The following is a 17,113-nucleotide window of genomic DNA, read 5'->3' on the forward strand; positions in this document are numbered from 1 at the left end:
AGCAAAGAGCGTGCCAGAAAATTGGCAGATCAAAGCGTGAATCTGACGTCTTCAAGCGGCTTGGTCTTCCGCCAAGATTGCCGCCGCCATCTTCTCGGCGATCATCAAGGTTGTGAAGTTCGTGTTGGCTTTGCAATCACGTGGCATGATCGAGGCGTCGATGACACGCAATCCTGTAAAGCCATGCACGCGACATGCGGGATCGACGACGCCATAGGTCGTGCCCAAGGGGCCGATGCAGCAGCCGCCCGCGCCGTGCTGGCTATCATTGCAATCCGTCAGGAGCCATTCATCGACATCGGCGTCGGAGCCCGCGAGAAGTTCGACTAGTGGTCGTCCGCTATTGCCCATCTGAATGTCCTGACAAATCGCCTGCACGGACGGGTGTTGCGCGAGTTGCGCAAGCTGACGCGCCCCAGCCCGCATGCGGGCAAGATCGAAGGCATCGCTGAGCATATTCTCGTCGATCTCGGGATGCCGTCGCGGATCGGAGGAGGTGATGCGGATCGTGCCCCGACTGCGACATTCATACAGCATGAGATGCAAGCCGGCCTCACCGAACTGCGCCATATCCTGTGACACGCCGATACCGCCGTGGTTCACCGACACCATAAACATGTCGTTGAAGGCAGAACCCGGAAAGTCGGAGCTGAATTTCACGCAGCATGTGGTATGTCGCGCATCGATATCGGTCGCGCGAAACTCCGGTTTCAGTTTTAGTTCGAGGCGCACGAAGGGATGATCGAAGAAGCCCAAACCCACGGGAAGCGCGGCGCGAAGCGGAATGCCGGCCTCCGTCAGCCATTGTGCGGGGCCGATGCCGGAGCGTTGTAGGATGGCCGGGGAATGAATGGCACCAGCGGATAAGATGATCTCATCCGCATGGAAATCCGTTGCGCCGCCCGGCAGTAGAACATGCAACCCGACTGCGCGCGCACCCTCGAACAGCACGTGATCGACCAGAGCCTCCCCAATGATCGTGAGATTGGGGCGATCGCGCGCGGGTTCGATATAAGCGTCATTGGTGGAAACGCGCCGCCCATCCCGGCTGTTCATCGCGAAGGTGCAGACGCCCTCCGCATCGGGCGCGTTCACGTCGTCATGCCACGGGTGGCCGGCTGCCATGGCGGCGTCACGCAAAGCAAGATCGACCGGACCCCATTCGCTTAGCGGTGGGCGATGGACGGGCATCGGGCCGCCGCTGCCATGAGACGGCTGATTGCCGAGTGTCAGGTCATCTTCGAATGCAGTGAAGAACGGCAGCACCTCGGCGCCTGACCAACCGGACGCGCCATAAGCCGCCCATTCGTCGAACGCATCGAGCACGCCACGGATGGCGAGTTGCCCATTCACGGCAGTGCTGCCGCCCATGCCTTTGCCGCGCCAATACATGCGCGGCGCCTGCCGGTGCGTCCGCCGTGCGATCAGGTCGTGGAAGAGGAATCGCTCCTGAAACTCTGCAGGGAGAAGAAGATTGAAGGGATTGGGACTCATCATCTCCGGCGGCTGATCGGCACTCCGATAGTCGGGGCCGGCATCGAGCAGAAGAACGCGACGGCGACCGTCTTCCGTCAGTCGCGCCGCAAGAACTGCACCGGCCGCACCGGCACCGACGATGATCAGGTCAAACCGGCTTCCATCCTTCATGTGGCACCGAACCGTCGGGCGATGTGTTCGATCATTCGCGCGGCCTGAACGACCTCGGCCACGGCCACATATTCGTCGGTGGTATGCGCTTGCTCAATGCTGCCGGGGCCGAAGACGATGGTGGGGATGCCCGCGCTGTCCATCTTGGAGGCGTCGGATCCAAAGCCCACGCCTTCAACCACGGCTGGCAAGCCGTCGGCGCGGCATTGGGCGAGAGCGACTTGAACGATCTCAGCACGTTCGTCCGCCGCCATCGAAACGCTGTCGATGAAGGGCGGATGCGTGATGATGCGCGCGCCGTTTATGATCGTCTCCGCGAAGCGGGCGGTTTCCGCTTCTACGTCTCGCCAGGCATCGATACTGGATTCACCGGGAATGGTGCGGCGGTCGAAGGTGAGGACGCAACTTCCGGCGACGGTGTTCGGGCCTTGGCCGCCTTCGATCATGGAACAGATCAGGGTGGGCGAACCGACCAGCGGATGATGGCGCGCGGCCAGGCGTGGCGTCAGCATGGTGCGAAGATGCGCGAGCAAATCCGCCGCGATGGCAATGGCGTCGATGCCGCGCCAAGGTTCGGAACTATGCGCGGCGCGACCGATGACTTCGATCCGCCATCGCACACAGCCTTTGCAGGCGGATACGATGCGCAACCCCGTCGGTTCGCCGGCGATACCGCCATCCGCCTGTCCGCCATGGTCCAGGTAATGCGCGACACCGCGATACTGAAACTCCTCGTCCATGGCGGCGAGAAGCACGACAGTGCTGGCGGGTGGGTTGTGCTGCAAGGCCCGCATCGCGAGCATCATGGCGACGACGCAGCCACCGTCATCAACGGCGCCGCGCCCATGCAGCCGGCCATCCCGCAGCCTTGGGGTGAAGGGCGCGTCCATGCCGGTCACTTGCACGGTGTCGAGATGGCATTCCAGCATCAATGTCTTGCGGCCGTCACGGCCTTGCACGGTGGCCACCACATTCGGGCGATCGGGCAGAACCGGCTGCAACTGCGCGGGAATGCCGGCGTCGGTCAGCCAGGAGAGGACATACTCCGCCTTCGCCTGTTCACCGAAGATGCTTGACGGATCAACATCCGTGCGAAACGCAGGATTGACACTGGGGATGGATACTAGGTCCGACAGCAGGCCCGTCACCTCATCCAGCGTTGTCATGTCATCGGTCATCACGCCCGACATGTCTCACGGGCGAAGCTGCCGGCACCGTTTAGGACGCGGCGTCCCTTCAATCGTCTCAAGCGGCGGCCTCCTCATTCGGGATGGCGGGCACGGTCTACAGCGGGACAAACTCAGGCTAGGTAAGTTTTGCCAGTGGAGTCAATGCCAGATATGAAACTGGCAACAATAAGTGCGAGCGCATAGGCTGCGGCCATGACGAAGACGACCTATTCGGCACCGGCCCTCGAAAAGGGTCTCGATATCCTTGAGATGCTGTCGCGCCAGCAGCAGCCTTTGTCGCTCACGCGCCTGGCCGCCGAACTCGGCCGCTCCAAAAGCGAAATCTTCCGGATGATGATGGTCCTGCTGGAGCGGGGCTATGTCGCCCGCGATCCAGACAGTGACACGCTGATGCTGACCGACCGGCTGTTCACCCTGGGGCTTCGCACGCCGCGCGCCCGCGATCTGGTGTCCGCCACCATGCCCGTGATGAACGCCTTGGCCGAGATTACGGAGCATTCCCTGCATCTGGTGGTGGTCTATCAGGGGCAGACGGTGGTGATCGGCGGGGCCTCCGGTGGTAGCGAAATCACCTTCAGGCTGAAGCTTGGTTTCCATCGCCCCGCGCTAGACGCGACATCGGGCAAGGTCATCATCGCCTTCCAGAACGCCGCAGTGCAGGACGCGATGATCCGCGAGTCCCTGGCGCTTCTGCCGCCTGGGGCCGACGAAACCGTCTTGCGGGCGGATCTGGCCCGCATCCGCCAAGCTGGCTTCGACCATCACGAAAGCCGGCATTTCGTCGGGCTGGTCGATCTCTGTTGTCCCGTTCTTGATAGCGACGGCGTCGCCGTGGCGAGTCTCATCATGGCCTGCCTGCGGCGGCAGGGCGAGGAAGACGCCTTGATGTCGCATCTGCCGGCGCTGAGGGCGGCCTGCCAGGAGGCAGCGCGCCAGGCCGGCTTGCGCTAGAGTGAGGCATTGCGGAAAGGCTTTCCCATGACCCCAGCGGAGACACCCCCCATGCGGCGACGCGACCTGCTGTCGCTGATCGGTGCCGCAGCCGGTAGTTCGGCGCTTTTGCTGGCGATGACCCGCCTGGGCCATGCGCAGGAGTCTGATTACACTGGGCCGATTGCACTCTCTGGCGACCCGAAGGGCGCGTCCGTGCTGATCCTCGGCGCAGGCCTTGCCGGCATGGTCGCGGCGCTTGAGCTTCGCAAGGCGGGCTACCGCGTGCAGGTGCTGGAGTATAATGGTCGCGTCGGCGGCCGCACCTGGACCATCCGTGGCGGCGATCGCTTCACCGAGCTGGGAGGCGCCACGCAGGACTGTGGTTTTGATCCGGGGCTTTATCTTAATCCCGGTCCCTGGCGCATTCCCTATCACCATCGCGCGCTGCTCGATTACTGCAAGCGCCTTGGGGTGGCGATGGAGCCCTTCATTCAGCTCAACGCGAATGCCTATCTGCATGGCAAGGATGCCTTCGGTGGCCAACCTCAGCGCGCCCGCGCGGTTCAGGCCGATTTCAACGGCGCGGTGTCTGAAATGCTGGCCAAGGCCGTGAAGACAGACCGGCTCAATGCCCTGGTGTCGAAGGAAGACACGGAGGTTTTGCTCGCCGCCCTTCAGGATTGGGGCGCTCTTGATGACACCTACGCCTATAAGGAAGGCCCCTATGCCAGTGAGCGTCGGGGCTGGCGGAAATCCCCCGGCGGCGGCCTATCGGCGGAGCCGATCGATTCCACCCCACTGCGACCGTCGGACCTGTTGCAGTCGCATCTGTGGCGCCGCTTGAGTGTCGGTTTGGACTATGATTATCAAACCACCTTGTTCCAGCCTGTGGGCGGGATGGACATGATCGCGCGGGCTTTTGCGCGTGAGGTGAGTGACCTCGTCCAGCTGAATGCCCGCGTCACCGCCATCGCGCAGGATGAGGGCGGCGTGCATGTGACGTGGGAAGACACGGTGTCGAAGACCACGCAGCAGTCGCATGCGGACTGGTGCCTGTGCACCATTCCCCTCTCGGTGCTCAGTCAGATCGAGATGAACGTGGGCGCGCCCATGGCGGCCGCCATCAATGCCGTTCCCTATAGCGCCTCGGTCAAGATCGGCTTGCAATTCCATCGGCGGTTCTGGGAGACGGATGAGGCCATCTATGGCGGCATCAGTTACACCGATCTGCCGATTACGATGATCGGCTATCCGGCCACCGGTTATTTCGACAGCGGCAAGGGCGTTCTGCTCGGTGCCTATGCCTTCGGAACCTATGCGTTGGAGTTAGAGTCGCTCAGCCCCGCGGAGCGGATCGCTAAGGCCGTCGCCTTCGGCGCTCAGGTTCATCCGCAATACCCCGCTGAATTCGACAATGGTTTCGCCGTGGCTTGGCATCGTGTGCCGTCCAATCTCGGCTGTTATGGCCAATGGACAGAGGCCGCGCGGGCCCAGCATTACCGCGATCTCTGCGCCATCGATGGCCGCATTCTTCTCGCCGGTGAACACGCCTCCTATATCCCGGCCTGGCAGGAAGGCGCTGTGCTGTCATCCTTGGACGCGATCACGCGCCTGCATGAGCGGGTGATGAAATCATGAGGCGCGCGTTGGGCGCGATGGGCATAGTGGCGGCGCTTGCGGGCGGCGCAGCGCCCGCCATGGGACAGACCTTCGGCAGTCCGACCCATTTCACCGAGCAAGGGGGTGCAACCATCTACGGGGGCATTTGCGCCGCTTGCCATATGCCCGATGGACGTGGCGCCGAGGGTGCCGGCCGCTATCCATCGCTCGCACATGATACGCGGCTACAGGCGCCGGGCTATCCCGTTGCTCTCATTTTGCGGGGACAACGGGATATGCCGTCCTTCGCCTTTACGCTCACGGATCAGCAAGTCGCAGATGTCGTGGCGTATCTTCAAACGCATTTCGGCAATGCCTATGCTGACGCGCCGACCGCCGCGGACGTTAAACGGGAACGCCCGTCACCATGACAGCGCAGCCGCGACCGTCAACGCGCGTGTTCAGTCGCTGAAATGCGCGGAAATGTCATGGTCCGACAGGTTCGTGAAGTCTTTGCTCAGGCTTTTGGTGAGCTTCGCCGCCGTTGCTTTGTCCAGACCTTCACGAATGTCCTGCAGCACATGGGCGGGTGCTGCCAGAACGATTGCGCTCACATCAGCAGCCGGCGCTTTGTTCAGATAATCGGGGCGACGACGCGCGCGAAGGCCTTTTTGATCTCTGACTTGGGATCGGCGTGCGGCGCCTTTAGCTGATGCTCGCCTTCAGACGCGTTGGTGTCGATCTCGCCACCACCTGCCGCGTCGAAACGATGAATGGTGTGAAAATGATCATCATGGCGGGTCAGGATCCGGGCCTTGCCACCATCAGCGATGACGTACCACGTGTTTTCATGTTTGCTCATGCTCAATCTCTACCGATAATCCTCTTGCAAGTGAACGTTGGCGCCAATAACGAAAGGGTGAGGCGTCGCGGCTCCGAATAAGGGTTGGCACAAAAGTATCAGTCTCCGCGCTGTCTTGAGGTAGCCAAGTCTTTACGGCGCAGGCCCTCACGCAGCGGCACCTAAACCATCATCATTGAGGAACAGTCATGGCCTATGAAATTGATCTCAGCGGGCGCGCCGCCTTCATTACCGGTGGCACACGCGGTATCGGCTTGGCGTGTGCGCATTTGCTCGGTCAAGCGGGAGCGAGCGTCACCATTGCCGGACGCTCTGTCCAGGAAGGCGAGGTTGCGGTGCGATCTTTGACACAAGCGGGTGTCAGCGCGCAGTTCGTCGCTTTGGATGTCACGTCCGAGGAGCAGGTTTGCGAGACGCTGGCGCGGTCTGCGTCAGAGAGCGGGATCGACATTCTCGTCAATAGTGCCGGCGTGGCGCGCCATCGCGATACGACCAATGTCGATGCGGAACTTTGGAATACCGTGGTCGATACCAACTTCAAGGGCACGTTCCTCTGCTGCCGCGAAGGCGCGCGTCATATGATCGCCCAAGGCCGTGGGGGCGCGATCGTCAATATCGGCTCCATTTCCGGCATCATCGCCAATGTCCCGCAGAATCAGGCGGTGTACAATGCGTCGAAGGCCGCGGTGCATATGCTGACGAAGTCGCTCGCCAGTGAATTCGCGGCGTCAGGCATCCGGGTCAATGCAATTGCCCCCGGCTATGTGCGCACGGACATGACCAAGGGCGGGCTGGAGAATCCTGTTTGGGCGAAGATCTGGCTGGACATGACGCCCATGGGGCGGGTGTGCGAGCCGGAGGAGGTCGCGCAGGCGGTTCTGTTCATGGCGTCCAAGGCGTCGAGCTATATCACGGGAGAAGTGCTGACGATTGACGGTGGGTATACGCTTCGTTGATAGGCCACCGCCTATCGGTTGAGCGGCACGCTTTCGTAACAGCGAAACAAAATCAAGCGAGAGCGCAAAAAAGTATCAAGCGGTTGCCGCGATACAGGTAGCTTGCGAAACCGAACGCCGTATCATGACCGTAGCAACAAAATCCGTCCGCGGGCTAGGCTCGCGTGAAACGGATTGCGGAGGGAATGTCATGCTATCGTCCGGCCAAAGGACCGTATTGCCACCCCATACCCGGACGTCGTCGCGCGGCCGCCGTCGCGATGACGACCTGGTCGGCATGATGCCCGACCTTGAATTGGTCGAGTTCGGTGGCGCGCGTTCCTTTACCGTTCGCTCCCATGGCTATCCCTATCGGACTGTGCGGTGGCATTTTCATCCGGAATACGAAATCCATCTGATTGTCGAAACAACCGGCCGAGCCTTTGTCGGTGACTATCTTGGTTCTTTTGCGCCAGGCAATCTGGTCATGACCGGTCCGAACGTGCCTCATAATTGGATCAGTGACACGGAACCGGGTGCGGTCATTGCATGCCGCTGCATCTTCGTGCAGTTCACTGCCGAATACATCAACTCGTGCCTGGAGATGTTCCCGGAACTCGAAGACGTTTGGTCTCTGTTGCAGGAGTCCCAACGCGGTGTCGAGTTTTCGGAAGCCACGGCAGACCGGGTGAGGCCGGTCATCTTCGCATTGCAACACGCGGTGGGTATCGAGCGGATCGAACTCTTCCTCAAACTCTTGAGGTTTTTGAGTGAGGGGGGAGATCGGCGTCTGCTTGCAAGCGCTGCTTACAAAGCAGCCCCCGCCGACTACATGGAGAATACGTTCAACCATGTTCTCGCCCATGTCCGCGCGAATTATACCGAGCTTCTGCGAGAGAGCGAATTGGCGGCTTTGTGTGGTTGCAGCAGGGAGACCTTTTCGCGGCAGTTCAGCCGCCATACGGGACTGACCTTCGTCCAATACGTCAATGGGCTCAGAATTCACCTTGCCTGCGAGATGCTGACGTCAACGCGCGTGAAGATCACCGATGTCTGTTATCAGACTGGCTTCAACAATCTTTCCAATTTCAACAGGCAGTTCCTGCAACAGAAGGGCGTGTCTCCGACCGTCTTTCGGAACTGCCATCGACTGAATCTGGCATGCGCGGTCGAGGTTGAACACCGCATCGCTTAACGCCGAAAAAGGGAGAAAACCAATGAAAAAATCTCTGTCAAACGGAGAGTTTCGGATGACCATGGCCGCAAGCAAAGTGATGGGCTCTGCCGCCCTTGTTCTGGGGTTGCTGGGTGGCACGGCAACCTATGCGTCGGCGGCCGATGTCTCGAACGTCAAGGTGGCGTTCCTGATGCCCGATGAAGGGTCAACCCGATACGAACAGCACGATCGTCCGGGCTTCGTCGCGGAGATGAAGAGGCTTTGCCCCACCTGTACCGTGCTCTACCAGAACGCCGATGCCGATGCCTCGCGGCAACAACAGCAATTCAACTCGGTCATTTCGCAGGGCGCGAAAGCCATCATCATCGACCCGGTCGATTCGACGGCAGCGGCGTCCTTGGTTCACATGGCCCAAAGCCAGGGCATCAAGGTCATCGCCTATGATCGGCCCATCCCCTCCGCGACGGCCGATTACTATGTCTCCTTTAATAACGAGGAGATTGGCAAGGTGATCGCACAATCGCTGGTGCAACATCTCAAGGCGATGAACGTCCCGACGAGCGATGTCGGCGTGCTTGAAGTCAATGGATCACCGACCGATGCGGCGGCCGGTCTGATCAAGAAAGGCGTTCACGAGGGCCTTGCCGGCGGTGGCTACGCGACACTCGCCGAATACGACACGCCGAACTGGGATCCGAGCAAGGCGCAGCAATGGGTCGGCGGCCAGGTCTCGCGCTTCGGTAAGAAGATCGTGGGTGTCGTCGCCGCCAATGATGGCACGGGCGGCGCGGCGATCGCCGCTTTGAAGGCGGCTGGCGTCAACCCGGTGCCGCCCGTCACCGGCAATGACGCCACCATCGCGGGCTTGCAGCTCATCATCGCCGGTGATCAGTACAACACGATTTCGAAACCGAGTGAGATCGTGGCAGCGGCGGCCGCGAATGTCGCGATCACGCTTTTGAAGGGTGAGACGCCGAAGGCGAACGCATCGCTGTTCGGCACGCCGACGCAGCTGTTCACGCCGGCGCTCGTTACTGCAGGCAATCTCAAGGCCGAAATCGTCGATAAGATGGTCAACGGGCAGCCCATCGAGTCCGCCGCGGTGCTGTGCACCGGCCGCTATGCCGACGGCTGCAAGACGCTTGGCATCACGCCCTGAGACGAAGGCTTTCTACGATGACAGACACCGTGCAGCGACCGGTTCCGGCGGGAGAGTTGGTGCTCAGCCTGCGGGGCATTTCCAAGCACTTCGGCGCGGTCTCGGCCCTGACCGAGATCGACCTCGATGTGCATGCCGGTGAAGTCGTGGCACTCGTCGGCGACAACGGCGCGGGGAAATCGACCTTGGTCAAGATCCTCGCCGGCGTTCACCAGGCGAGCGCCGGCACGATGAGTTTTCGCGGCAAAGTCGTGTCACCCGCCGACCCGAGTGCCTCGCTTGCCCTTGGCATCGCCACGGTCTTCCAGGATCTCGCCCTCTGCGAGAACCTGGATGTGGTCGCCAATATCTTTCTCGGCAAAGAACTCCATCCCTTCCAGTTAGACGAAGTTGCGATGGAGATGCGGGCCTGGACGTTATTGCGCGAGCTTTCTGCGCGAATCCCCAGCGTGCGGGAAGCGGTCAGCGCACTCTCCGGCGGTCAACGACAGACCGTCGCGATTGCGCGCTCGCTTCTGCTCGACCCGAAGCTCATCCTGCTTGATGAGCCAACGGCGGCGCTGGGCGTCGCGCAAACGGCAGAAGTTCTCGATCTGATCGAGCGGGTGCGTGAGCGTGGCCTCGGTGTCGTGATGATCAGCCACAATATGGAAGACGTGCGTGCCGTGGCGGATCGCATCGTCGTGCTTCGGCTCGGGCGCAACAACGGTGTCTTCTATCCTGATACCTCGAACCAGGACCTGGTCAGCGCGATCACCGGGGCCGCAGACAATGCCGTCTCGCGCCGGTCCGGACGGCGGCAGGCGCCGCGAGAGACTACGGAGGAGGTGCGGCCATGAGCGACGACAGCAAAATGGCCACACCCTTGCTCGACCGCAGTGACGAGCGGGTTACGCATGCGAGCGGCGTGGGTGGCGCGATCCGCGCCTTCCTCGACCGGGTGCGTTCGGGCGAATTGGGGGCTTTGCCGGTCGTCATCGGCTTGGCGATCATCGGGACGGTGTTCGAGAGTCTTAATACGGTCTTTCTGTCCAGCAACAACCTCGTCAATCTGCTCTTCGACTCATCAACGGTCGGTGTCATTTCGCTCGGCATCGTCTGCATCTTGATGGTCGGTGAAATCGACCTCTCGGTCGGCTCCGTCAGCGGCTTCGCCTCGGCCATGGTGGGCGTGCTCTGGGTCAATCAGGGCTTGCCCGTATGGCTCGCGATCATCGCGGCGGTGGTGGCCGGCGGCGTCATCGGCCTGCTGTACGCGCAGTTATTCAATCGGTTCGGAATGCCGAGCTTCGTCTCGACGCTGGCCGGTCTTCTCGCCATTCTTGGCCTGCAGCTCTACATCCTCGGCGAAAGTGGATCGATCAACTTGCCGTATGGCTCGCCCGTGGTGAACTTCGGCCAGTCCTTGTTCATGCCGCATAGCGTCGCCTATGTCATCGCGGCGCTTCCCGGCATCGTCACCTCCGTGATCGGCTACCGCACGGCCGCCCGTCGCCGTGCGGCGGGGCTGTCGTCGCAGTCGCTCACTGCGCTGCTATTCCGTGCCGTCGTGATCACGGTCGTGTTGGAGCTGATCGCCTTCTACTTGAACGGCGATCGCGGCGTGCCCTGGATGTTCGGGCTGTTCGTCGGATTGGTGGTCGCGACGGATTACGCCCTGACGCGAACCAAATGGGGGCGTTGGGTGACGGCCGTCGGCGGCAATCGCGAAGCTGCGCGCCGTGCGGGCATCAATGTCCGCCTGATCTACACGAGCGCCTTTATGCTGTGCTCGATGCTCGCCGCTCTTGGCGGTGTCCTGTCATCGGCACGCCTCGCCTCGGCGAGCCAGCAAGCGGGCACCGGCGATGTCAATCTCGATGCCATTGCGGCGGCTGTGATCGGCGGCACCAGCCTGTTCGGCGGCCGGGGCAGCGCCTATTCGGCCCTGCTCGGCATCATCGTCATCCAATCGATTGCGAGCGGTCTCACTCTGCTCGATCTGTCATCCTCGCTCCGATACATGATCACCGGCGGTGTTCTCGCCATCGCGGTCATTGTCGATTCGCTCGCCCGCCGGTCGCGCGTATCCCACGGCCGAGCCTGATCGCAGGCACCATGTCGTTTACCGAAAGGAAGCCCAATGGATAACGCATTGTCGGGTCAGGTCGCAGCGGTGACCGGCGCCGCATCGGGCATCGGCCTCGCCTGCGCGCGGGGTTTCCTCGCCGCAGGGGCGCGGGTGGTGCTGATCGACCGGGACCAGGAGACGCTTGCGCGCCTCTGTGCAGAGATGGGTCCGGACGCCATCCCCCTCGTCATCAATCTCACGGACCCTGACAGCGTCAACGGCATGATGCCGCAGATCCTGGCGAAGGCCGGCCAATTGGATATCTTTCACGCGAATGCGGGATCCTATGTTGGTGGGGAGGTGGTGGACGGCGACCCTGATGCCTGGGACCGGATGCTCAACCTCAATGTCAATGCCACCTTCCGTGCGATCCACGCTGTGCTGCCGCATATGGTCGAACGCAAAATGGGGGACATCGTCGTCACCAGTTCAGTCGCCGGCCTCGTGCCCGTGGTGTGGGAGCCGATCTACACGGCGTCCAAACATGCCGTTCAGGCCTTCATCCATACGGTTCGGCGTCAGGTCTCCAAGCACGGCATTCGCGTCGGTGGCGTGGCACCGGGTCCCGTGGTCACGGCGCTTCTGAACGATTGGCCCAAGGCCAAGCTCGATGACGCGATCGCGACCGGCAGTGTGATGGAACCGAAGGAAGTGGCGGCGGCCGTGCTGTTTATGGTGACGAGACCGCGCAATGTCGTCATTCGCGATTTGGTCATCCTGCCGCAGAGCCTCGATCTTTAAGCGCCTAAAGCAGCGACAGCTGCGCCCCTGCCGCCGCATGCGGCCGAGAGAAGCGTGAGCAGTCGAGGTCCTCGCGGTCCGCGAAGCCGAGCTTCTTCGACGCCACGGCGAAGCGCCGCCTCAGCAGATCGGCGAAAGCTCCGGTGCCCACGAACCTGTCGCCGAACGCCGAATCGTTCAGGGATCCGCCCCGCGTCTCTCGAATGAGGTTCAGGACGCGTCGGGCCCGATCGGGATAGTGGGCATGGATCCAATCCTCGAACAGCTTGGCCACCTCCAGCGGAAGCCGCAGCAGCACGTATCCGGCATGACTGGCACCCACGCGTGCCGAAGCGGCGAGGATGCTTTCCAACTCGCTATCGTTCAGGCCGGGTATCATCGGCGCCGCGAGCACGGAAACGGGCACCCCCGCTTCGGCCAGGTGCGACATGGCTTGCAGGCGCAGCGAGGGCGCGGTTGCGCGTGGCTCCATCCGCCGGGCGAGGTCAGCGTCGAGTGTCGTCAGGGAAATATACACCCTGGCCTGCCGGCGTTCCGCCATGGGTGCGATGATGTCGAGATCGCGAAGAATCCCGCTCGACTTGGTGACGATCGTGAAGGGGTGATGATGCTTCGCCAAGACCTCCAGAACCGATCGGGTCAGCCGAAGGGTCCGTTCCACCGGCTGGTAAGGGTCGGTGTTAGATCCTAAGGCGATTGGGCGAGGAACGTATCCGGGCTTGCCGATCTCGGCCTCCAACAAGCGGGCGACATCTGGCTTGAACAGCAGCTTTGTCTCGAAGTCCGTGCCAGCCGAGTAGACCAGATAGGCATGCGTCGGGCGCGCAAAACAATAGATGCAGCCGTGTTCACATCCCCTGTAGGCGTTCAGAGAACGATCGAAACCCAGATCGGGGCTGCGATTGTAGCTGATGACGCTGCGGCTGTTATCGCGAATGAGCTCCGTCGGCAGCGGGGCACCCAGGGGGCTCGCGTCGATCGGCCAGCCATCGTCAAAGGGAGACGTGGCGGCGGCCTCGAACCTGTTCTTGGGGTTGGAGATGGCGCCGCGCCCCTTCCGGACATCGGTTTCCTGGCCGAACTGCCGCGCGCGCTCCGCTGCCGCTGGTAGCGGCATTGGCCGTCCGATCGCGATGGTGGCGCCTGCTGCTCCGTCGATGGCCATTGCTCGCTGCCCCCATGCCTGACACCCAGGCGAACCTGACATCCAGGCGAAAATGCCCGAAAAGGCCTTCGCGCGTCAAGAACAAAACAGGAACATAGGGCGCGCGGAAGGGTGAGACCCACTACCAACACGTCCGCGCATCAAGCCGTGACGGGCAATTCACGAGGGCCGTCCTTCCCCGCGTTCCATGTCGCACTACCTCTCTCTCATGGTGACATCGAAAAAAGACTCACGTCCGGCCATCGTGTGGTTTCGGCGCGACCTGCGCCTGACGGATCAGGCGGCACTTGGCGCCGCGGTCGCCAGTGGGGCACCCGTCCTTCCGGTCTTTGTCCTGGATGATGGCAAAGCCGGTGCCTGGAAGGCCGGCGGCGCCGCGCGGTGGTGGCTTCACCACAGCCTCACGCAGCTGCACGCGGTCTTGCGACACCACGGCACCGGCCTTGTGCTGCGCCGTGGTGACAGCGCCGAGGTCATCCTGGCGCTCGCGAAGGAGGTCGATGCTTGCGCCATCCATACCGGCATTCTGCCCGAACCCTGGGAGAGAGCGGCTGACGATGCTGTCGCAAAACACCTGAAGGGCACCGACTGCGCCTTCCACCGACACCCGACCGTGCTGCTGCACGACCCGGATACGATCACGACCCAGGCGGGCAAGCCCTTCGGCGTCTTCACGCCCTTCGCCAATGCTTTCCTGCGCGGCGTTCCGATCGGCACGCCGGTGCCGGCACCGAAGCGGATCAAGGGCGCGGATCTTCCCGCTTCTGAGGATATCAGTGACTGGGCGCTGCGGCCGACGATCACCTGGGACGCGCAGTTTGCCGACGCCTGGGTTCCGGGCGAGGCCGGCGCTGCCGCAACGCTCGATCGTTTTCTGGATGAGGCCGTCAATGGGTACGATGTCGGGCGCAATGCAGTGTCGAAGGCGGGCAGTTCGTCACTGTCGCCCTTCCTGCATTGGGGAGAGATTTCGCCCACCCAGGTCTGGGCCGCGACCCTCCATACCGATCATCCGCACACTGCCGGCCCGGTCGCCTACCGGCGCGAACTGATCTGGCGCGAATTCGCCGCCCATGTGCTGTGGCATCATCCGACCGTGCCGGAAGAACCGCTGCGGCCGGAGTTCAAAGCCTTTCGTTGGCGCCGCGACCCGCGCGCCCTAAAGGCCTGGCAGCGTGGCCAAACGGGCGTGCCCATCGTCGATGCCGGCATGCGTCAGCTGTGGTCGATCGGGTGGATGCATAACCGTGTCCGCATGATCACCGCCTCCTACCTCGTGAAACATCTGCTGGTGCCGTGGGAAGACGGTCAGGCCTGGTTTTGGGAGACGTTGGTGGACGCCGATCTCGGGAATAACAGCGTCAATTGGCAATGGGTCGCAGGCTGCGGCGCCGATGCCGCGCCCTTTTTCCGCATCTTCAACCCCGTGCTCCAGGGCACCAAGTTCGACCCGGACGGCGATTACGTGCGCCGCTGGGTGCCGGAACTGACAAAGCTCGACACGCGCTTCATCCATGAGCCTTGGGCCGCGCCGAACACGGCGCTCGCCGCAGCCGGCATCATTCTCGGCAAGACCTATCCAAAACCGATGATCGATCTCGCGGAGGGCCGGGCGCGAGCTCTCGCGGCCTTGCGCGACACCGGCGGCAAGCGCGCTGATCAGCTTGTGTAGCGAGCGCCGCTTGCGCGCGTGCGGGTCCGACCCACCTGAGGATGGTCTGAATAAAAAGAGGAGCCACACATGGACCAGAACAAGTTTACGGGCGCCGCGCGTGAAGCCGCCGGCCGCGTGCAGGATGCCGTCGGTGGGTTTGCCGGCGATGCCGATACGCAGCTTCGCGGCAAGATGAATCAGGCGCGTGGTCAGGCCGAAGGCTATCTTGGCGAAGCCGGCGACATGATCCGCGAGCAGCCCTTGGTCGCTGGCTTGGCGATCCTCGCCATCGGCTATCTGCTCGGGCGCATGCGCATTCTCTAACGCTCTGCGGCGGATTACGCTTCGCTTTTCCGCCCTACGACGATTGGGCCTTCGGCTTACCGGAAGACCGGTTCGTCGAAGGCCCGAAGCTTGCGTGAATGCAGTGAATGCAATTGCCCGCGCAGCAAGTCGATCGTCTCCAGCCCAATCGCCAGATGCTCACCGACTGCGCGCTGATAGAAAGCCGTCGCGGCCCCCGGCAACTTAATCTCGCCATGCAGCGGCTTATCGGACACGCAGAGCAGCGTGCCGTAGGGTACTCGGAGGCGATAGCCTTGCGCCGCCAGCGTGCCGCTTTCCATATCCACCGCGATGGCGCGGCTCAGATTGATCCGCAGCCGCTCATGCGACCAGCGCAATTCCCAGTTGCGATCGTCGTAGCTGACGACGGTACCGGTGCGGAGCCGGCGCTTCAGCGCCTCGCCGCGATCCCCCGTGACGCGCGCCGCCGCTTCCTGCAAGGCAAGCTGCACTTCGGCGAGCGCGGGCACCGGCACCTCCGGTGGCAGCAGATCGTCCAGAATGCGGTCGCGGCGCAGATAGCCGTGGGCGAGCACGTAATCGCCAATCACCTGGCTCTGCCGCAAGCCACCGCAATGGCCGATCATCAGCCAGCAATTGGGCCGAAGAACGGCCAGATGGTCTGTGATGTTCTTCGCGTTGGAGGGGCCGACGCCGATATTGACGATGGTCACGCCCTGGCCGTCTTCCCGCGCCAGGCTATAGGCCGGCATCTGGAAATTCTGCCACGGGGCGTTCGCGACAATGGCCGCCGCCTCTTCGGGCGATGTCTGCCGCGTGATGCTGCCACCGCCGGGCAGATGCAGGGCGACGAAGGGGCCATCCTGCCGCGCAATCTCCTCCAGCGCATAGCGCACGAAGCCATCGACATAGCGCTTGTAGTTGGTCAGCAGAATCCAGGGCTGCACCGTGCGCCAGTCGGTGCCGGAATAATGCTGCAGCCGCTTGAGCGAAAAATCCACACGCACGGCGTCGAACAGCGCCAGCGGTCGTGGCTCCGCAGGATTGAAGACCCACAACCCGTCCGCGACCTCATCGCCGACGGAGGACAGCATCGGCGTTGGAAACAACCGCGCGAGGTCATGCACCTGCACTTCGCCATGCACGAATTCGTCGCCGAGTTCGGTGACATAGGGATAGGGGATTTCGAGGTCGCTGACGCTGACCGAAAGCGTCGCGCCGAATTCCTCGACCAGCGGTTCAAGCTGTTCCAGCAGGTAGCGCCGGAAGAAGGCCGGCTGTGTGATGGTGGTGCTGTAAACGCCGGGTTCCTGCAGCTTCGCCCAGGCGCGCGTCGTGTGGCGGATGGGGCCGGTGGGATGCCAGGTCACATGCAGGCGCGGATAGCGGAAGTGCCGACGCTCGGCCGCCGTCGGCGGCACCCCAGTCTTGACGTAGCGCGACAAGGCCTCACGCAGGGCGGTGCAGGCGTGATCGTAGCTCAACTCCAGCCGGGCCACCGCCTGTTCGGGGGTCAGATCGTCCATGTCAACGCTCTCCAGCCGCATCCCGCTCCGGTTAGACGAGAAGAGCGGCAGACACCACCCCGTCCTCGCGGGGATCGGCCGCTGGGCAAAAAGCCGCCGGTCCTGTAGC

Annotated in this window: 17 protein-coding genes; 11 read left to right on the forward strand and 6 right to left on the reverse strand. The window is 62.5% G+C overall.

The features are described 5' to 3' along the window. Positions 1-51 precede the first annotated feature (51 nt). Both QP803_RS06495 and QP803_RS06500 read right to left on the reverse strand, forming a co-directional pair. The gene (locus QP803_RS06495; protein ID WP_284946972.1) at positions 52-1,647 is read right to left on the reverse strand and encodes a GMC family oxidoreductase; all 1,596 of its coding nucleotides are present in this window, start codon (positions 1,645-1,647) and stop codon (positions 52-54) included. After that, positions 1,644-2,813, reverse strand: a complete 1,170-nt coding sequence (locus tag QP803_RS06500; RefSeq protein ID WP_284946973.1) for a M20 family metallopeptidase — start codon at positions 2,811-2,813, stop codon at positions 1,644-1,646. The genes QP803_RS06495 and QP803_RS06500 overlap by 4 nt, the downstream gene beginning before the upstream one ends. A 216-nt stretch (positions 2,814-3,029) precedes the next feature. Here QP803_RS06500 and QP803_RS06505 point away from each other — a divergent pair, with 216 nt between their 5' ends. Genes QP803_RS06505 through QP803_RS06515 form a run of 3 tightly spaced genes read left to right on the forward strand, consistent with a single transcriptional unit; the run spans position 3,030 to position 5,800 of the window. Next, positions 3,030-3,788, forward strand: a complete 759-nt coding sequence (locus QP803_RS06505; protein ID WP_284946974.1) for an IclR family transcriptional regulator — start codon at positions 3,030-3,032, stop codon at positions 3,786-3,788. Positions 3,789-3,839: 51 nt separating this feature from the next. Further along, on the forward strand, positions 3,840-5,408 hold the full coding sequence (locus QP803_RS06510; protein WP_284946975.1) for a flavin monoamine oxidase family protein: 1,569 nt from the start codon (positions 3,840-3,842) through the stop codon (positions 5,406-5,408). Continuing rightward, positions 5,405-5,800 carry a c-type cytochrome gene (locus QP803_RS06515; protein ID WP_284946976.1) on the forward strand — a complete coding sequence of 132 codons (396 nt, stop codon included), beginning with the start codon at positions 5,405-5,407 and terminating at the stop codon, positions 5,798-5,800. Before QP803_RS06510 ends, QP803_RS06515 begins: the two co-directional genes overlap by 4 nt. Positions 5,801-5,830: 30 nt before the next feature. Here QP803_RS06515 and QP803_RS06520 read toward each other — a convergent pair whose 3' ends face one another. Continuing rightward, positions 5,831-6,007: a baeRF12 domain-containing protein gene (locus QP803_RS06520; protein ID WP_284947838.1), complete on the reverse strand. Its 177-nt coding sequence runs from the start codon at positions 6,005-6,007 to the stop codon at positions 5,831-5,833. Continuing rightward, a complete protein-coding gene (locus tag QP803_RS06525; RefSeq protein ID WP_284946977.1) occupies positions 6,004-6,231 on the reverse strand; it encodes a hypothetical protein in 228 nt (75 codons plus the stop codon). Before QP803_RS06525 ends, QP803_RS06520 begins: the two co-directional genes overlap by 4 nt. 188 nt (positions 6,232-6,419) lie before the next feature. On the opposite strand from QP803_RS06525, the gene QP803_RS06530 reads away from it, so the two are divergent. The 6 genes from QP803_RS06530 to QP803_RS06555 all read left to right on the forward strand — a co-directional run bounded on the left by QP803_RS06530 (position 6,420) and on the right by QP803_RS06555 (position 12,353). Further along, on the forward strand, positions 6,420-7,187 hold the full coding sequence (locus QP803_RS06530) for an SDR family NAD(P)-dependent oxidoreductase (RefSeq protein ID WP_284946978.1): 768 nt from the start codon (positions 6,420-6,422) through the stop codon (positions 7,185-7,187). A 190-nt stretch (positions 7,188-7,377) separates the two neighbouring features. Then, positions 7,378-8,361 carry an AraC family transcriptional regulator gene (locus tag QP803_RS06535; RefSeq protein ID WP_284946979.1) on the forward strand — a complete coding sequence of 328 codons (984 nt, stop codon included), beginning with the start codon at positions 7,378-7,380 and terminating at the stop codon, positions 8,359-8,361. Between the two features lie 55 nt (positions 8,362-8,416). Continuing rightward, positions 8,417-9,502, forward strand: coding sequence for an ABC transporter substrate-binding protein (locus tag QP803_RS06540; RefSeq protein ID WP_284946980.1), 1,086 nt, complete (start codon positions 8,417-8,419; stop codon positions 9,500-9,502). 17 nt (positions 9,503-9,519) lie between these two features. Then, complete coding sequence (locus QP803_RS06545; RefSeq protein ID WP_284946981.1) at positions 9,520-10,341, forward strand: ATP-binding cassette domain-containing protein; 822 nt, start codon at positions 9,520-9,522, stop codon at positions 10,339-10,341. After that, positions 10,338-11,588 carry a sugar ABC transporter permease gene (locus tag QP803_RS06550; protein WP_284946982.1) on the forward strand — a complete coding sequence of 417 codons (1,251 nt, stop codon included), beginning with the start codon at positions 10,338-10,340 and terminating at the stop codon, positions 11,586-11,588. Before QP803_RS06545 ends, QP803_RS06550 begins: the two co-directional genes overlap by 4 nt. 36 nt (positions 11,589-11,624) lie before the next feature. After that, complete coding sequence (locus tag QP803_RS06555) at positions 11,625-12,353, forward strand: SDR family oxidoreductase (protein ID WP_284946983.1); 729 nt, start codon at positions 11,625-11,627, stop codon at positions 12,351-12,353. A 4-nt stretch (positions 12,354-12,357) separates the two neighbouring features. Here the strand turns inward: QP803_RS06555 and QP803_RS06560 are convergent, their stop codons facing one another. After that, positions 12,358-13,518 carry a PA0069 family radical SAM protein gene (locus QP803_RS06560; RefSeq protein WP_434082891.1) on the reverse strand — a complete coding sequence of 387 codons (1,161 nt, stop codon included), beginning with the start codon at positions 13,516-13,518 and terminating at the stop codon, positions 12,358-12,360. Positions 13,519-13,705: 187 nt separating this feature from the next. Between QP803_RS06560 and QP803_RS06565 the strand changes: the two genes are divergently transcribed. Both QP803_RS06565 and QP803_RS06570 read left to right on the forward strand, forming a co-directional pair. Beyond that, positions 13,706-15,190: a cryptochrome/photolyase family protein gene (locus QP803_RS06565; RefSeq protein WP_284946984.1), complete on the forward strand. Its 1,485-nt coding sequence runs from the start codon at positions 13,706-13,708 to the stop codon at positions 15,188-15,190. A 69-nt stretch (positions 15,191-15,259) separates the two neighbouring features. Further along, positions 15,260-15,496, forward strand: coding sequence for a CsbD family protein (locus QP803_RS06570; RefSeq protein WP_284946985.1), 237 nt, complete (start codon positions 15,260-15,262; stop codon positions 15,494-15,496). 56 nt (positions 15,497-15,552) lie between these two features. On the opposite strand, the gene QP803_RS06575 is transcribed toward QP803_RS06570, so the two are convergent. Then, on the reverse strand, positions 15,553-17,004 hold the full coding sequence (locus QP803_RS06575; protein WP_284946986.1) for an AMP nucleosidase: 1,452 nt from the start codon (positions 17,002-17,004) through the stop codon (positions 15,553-15,555). Between the last annotated feature and the right edge of the window lie 109 nt (positions 17,005-17,113).

The organism is Acidisoma sp. PAMC 29798, assembly GCF_030252425.1.
GTDB lineage: Bacteria > Pseudomonadota > Alphaproteobacteria > Acetobacterales > Acetobacteraceae > Acidisoma > Acidisoma cladoniae.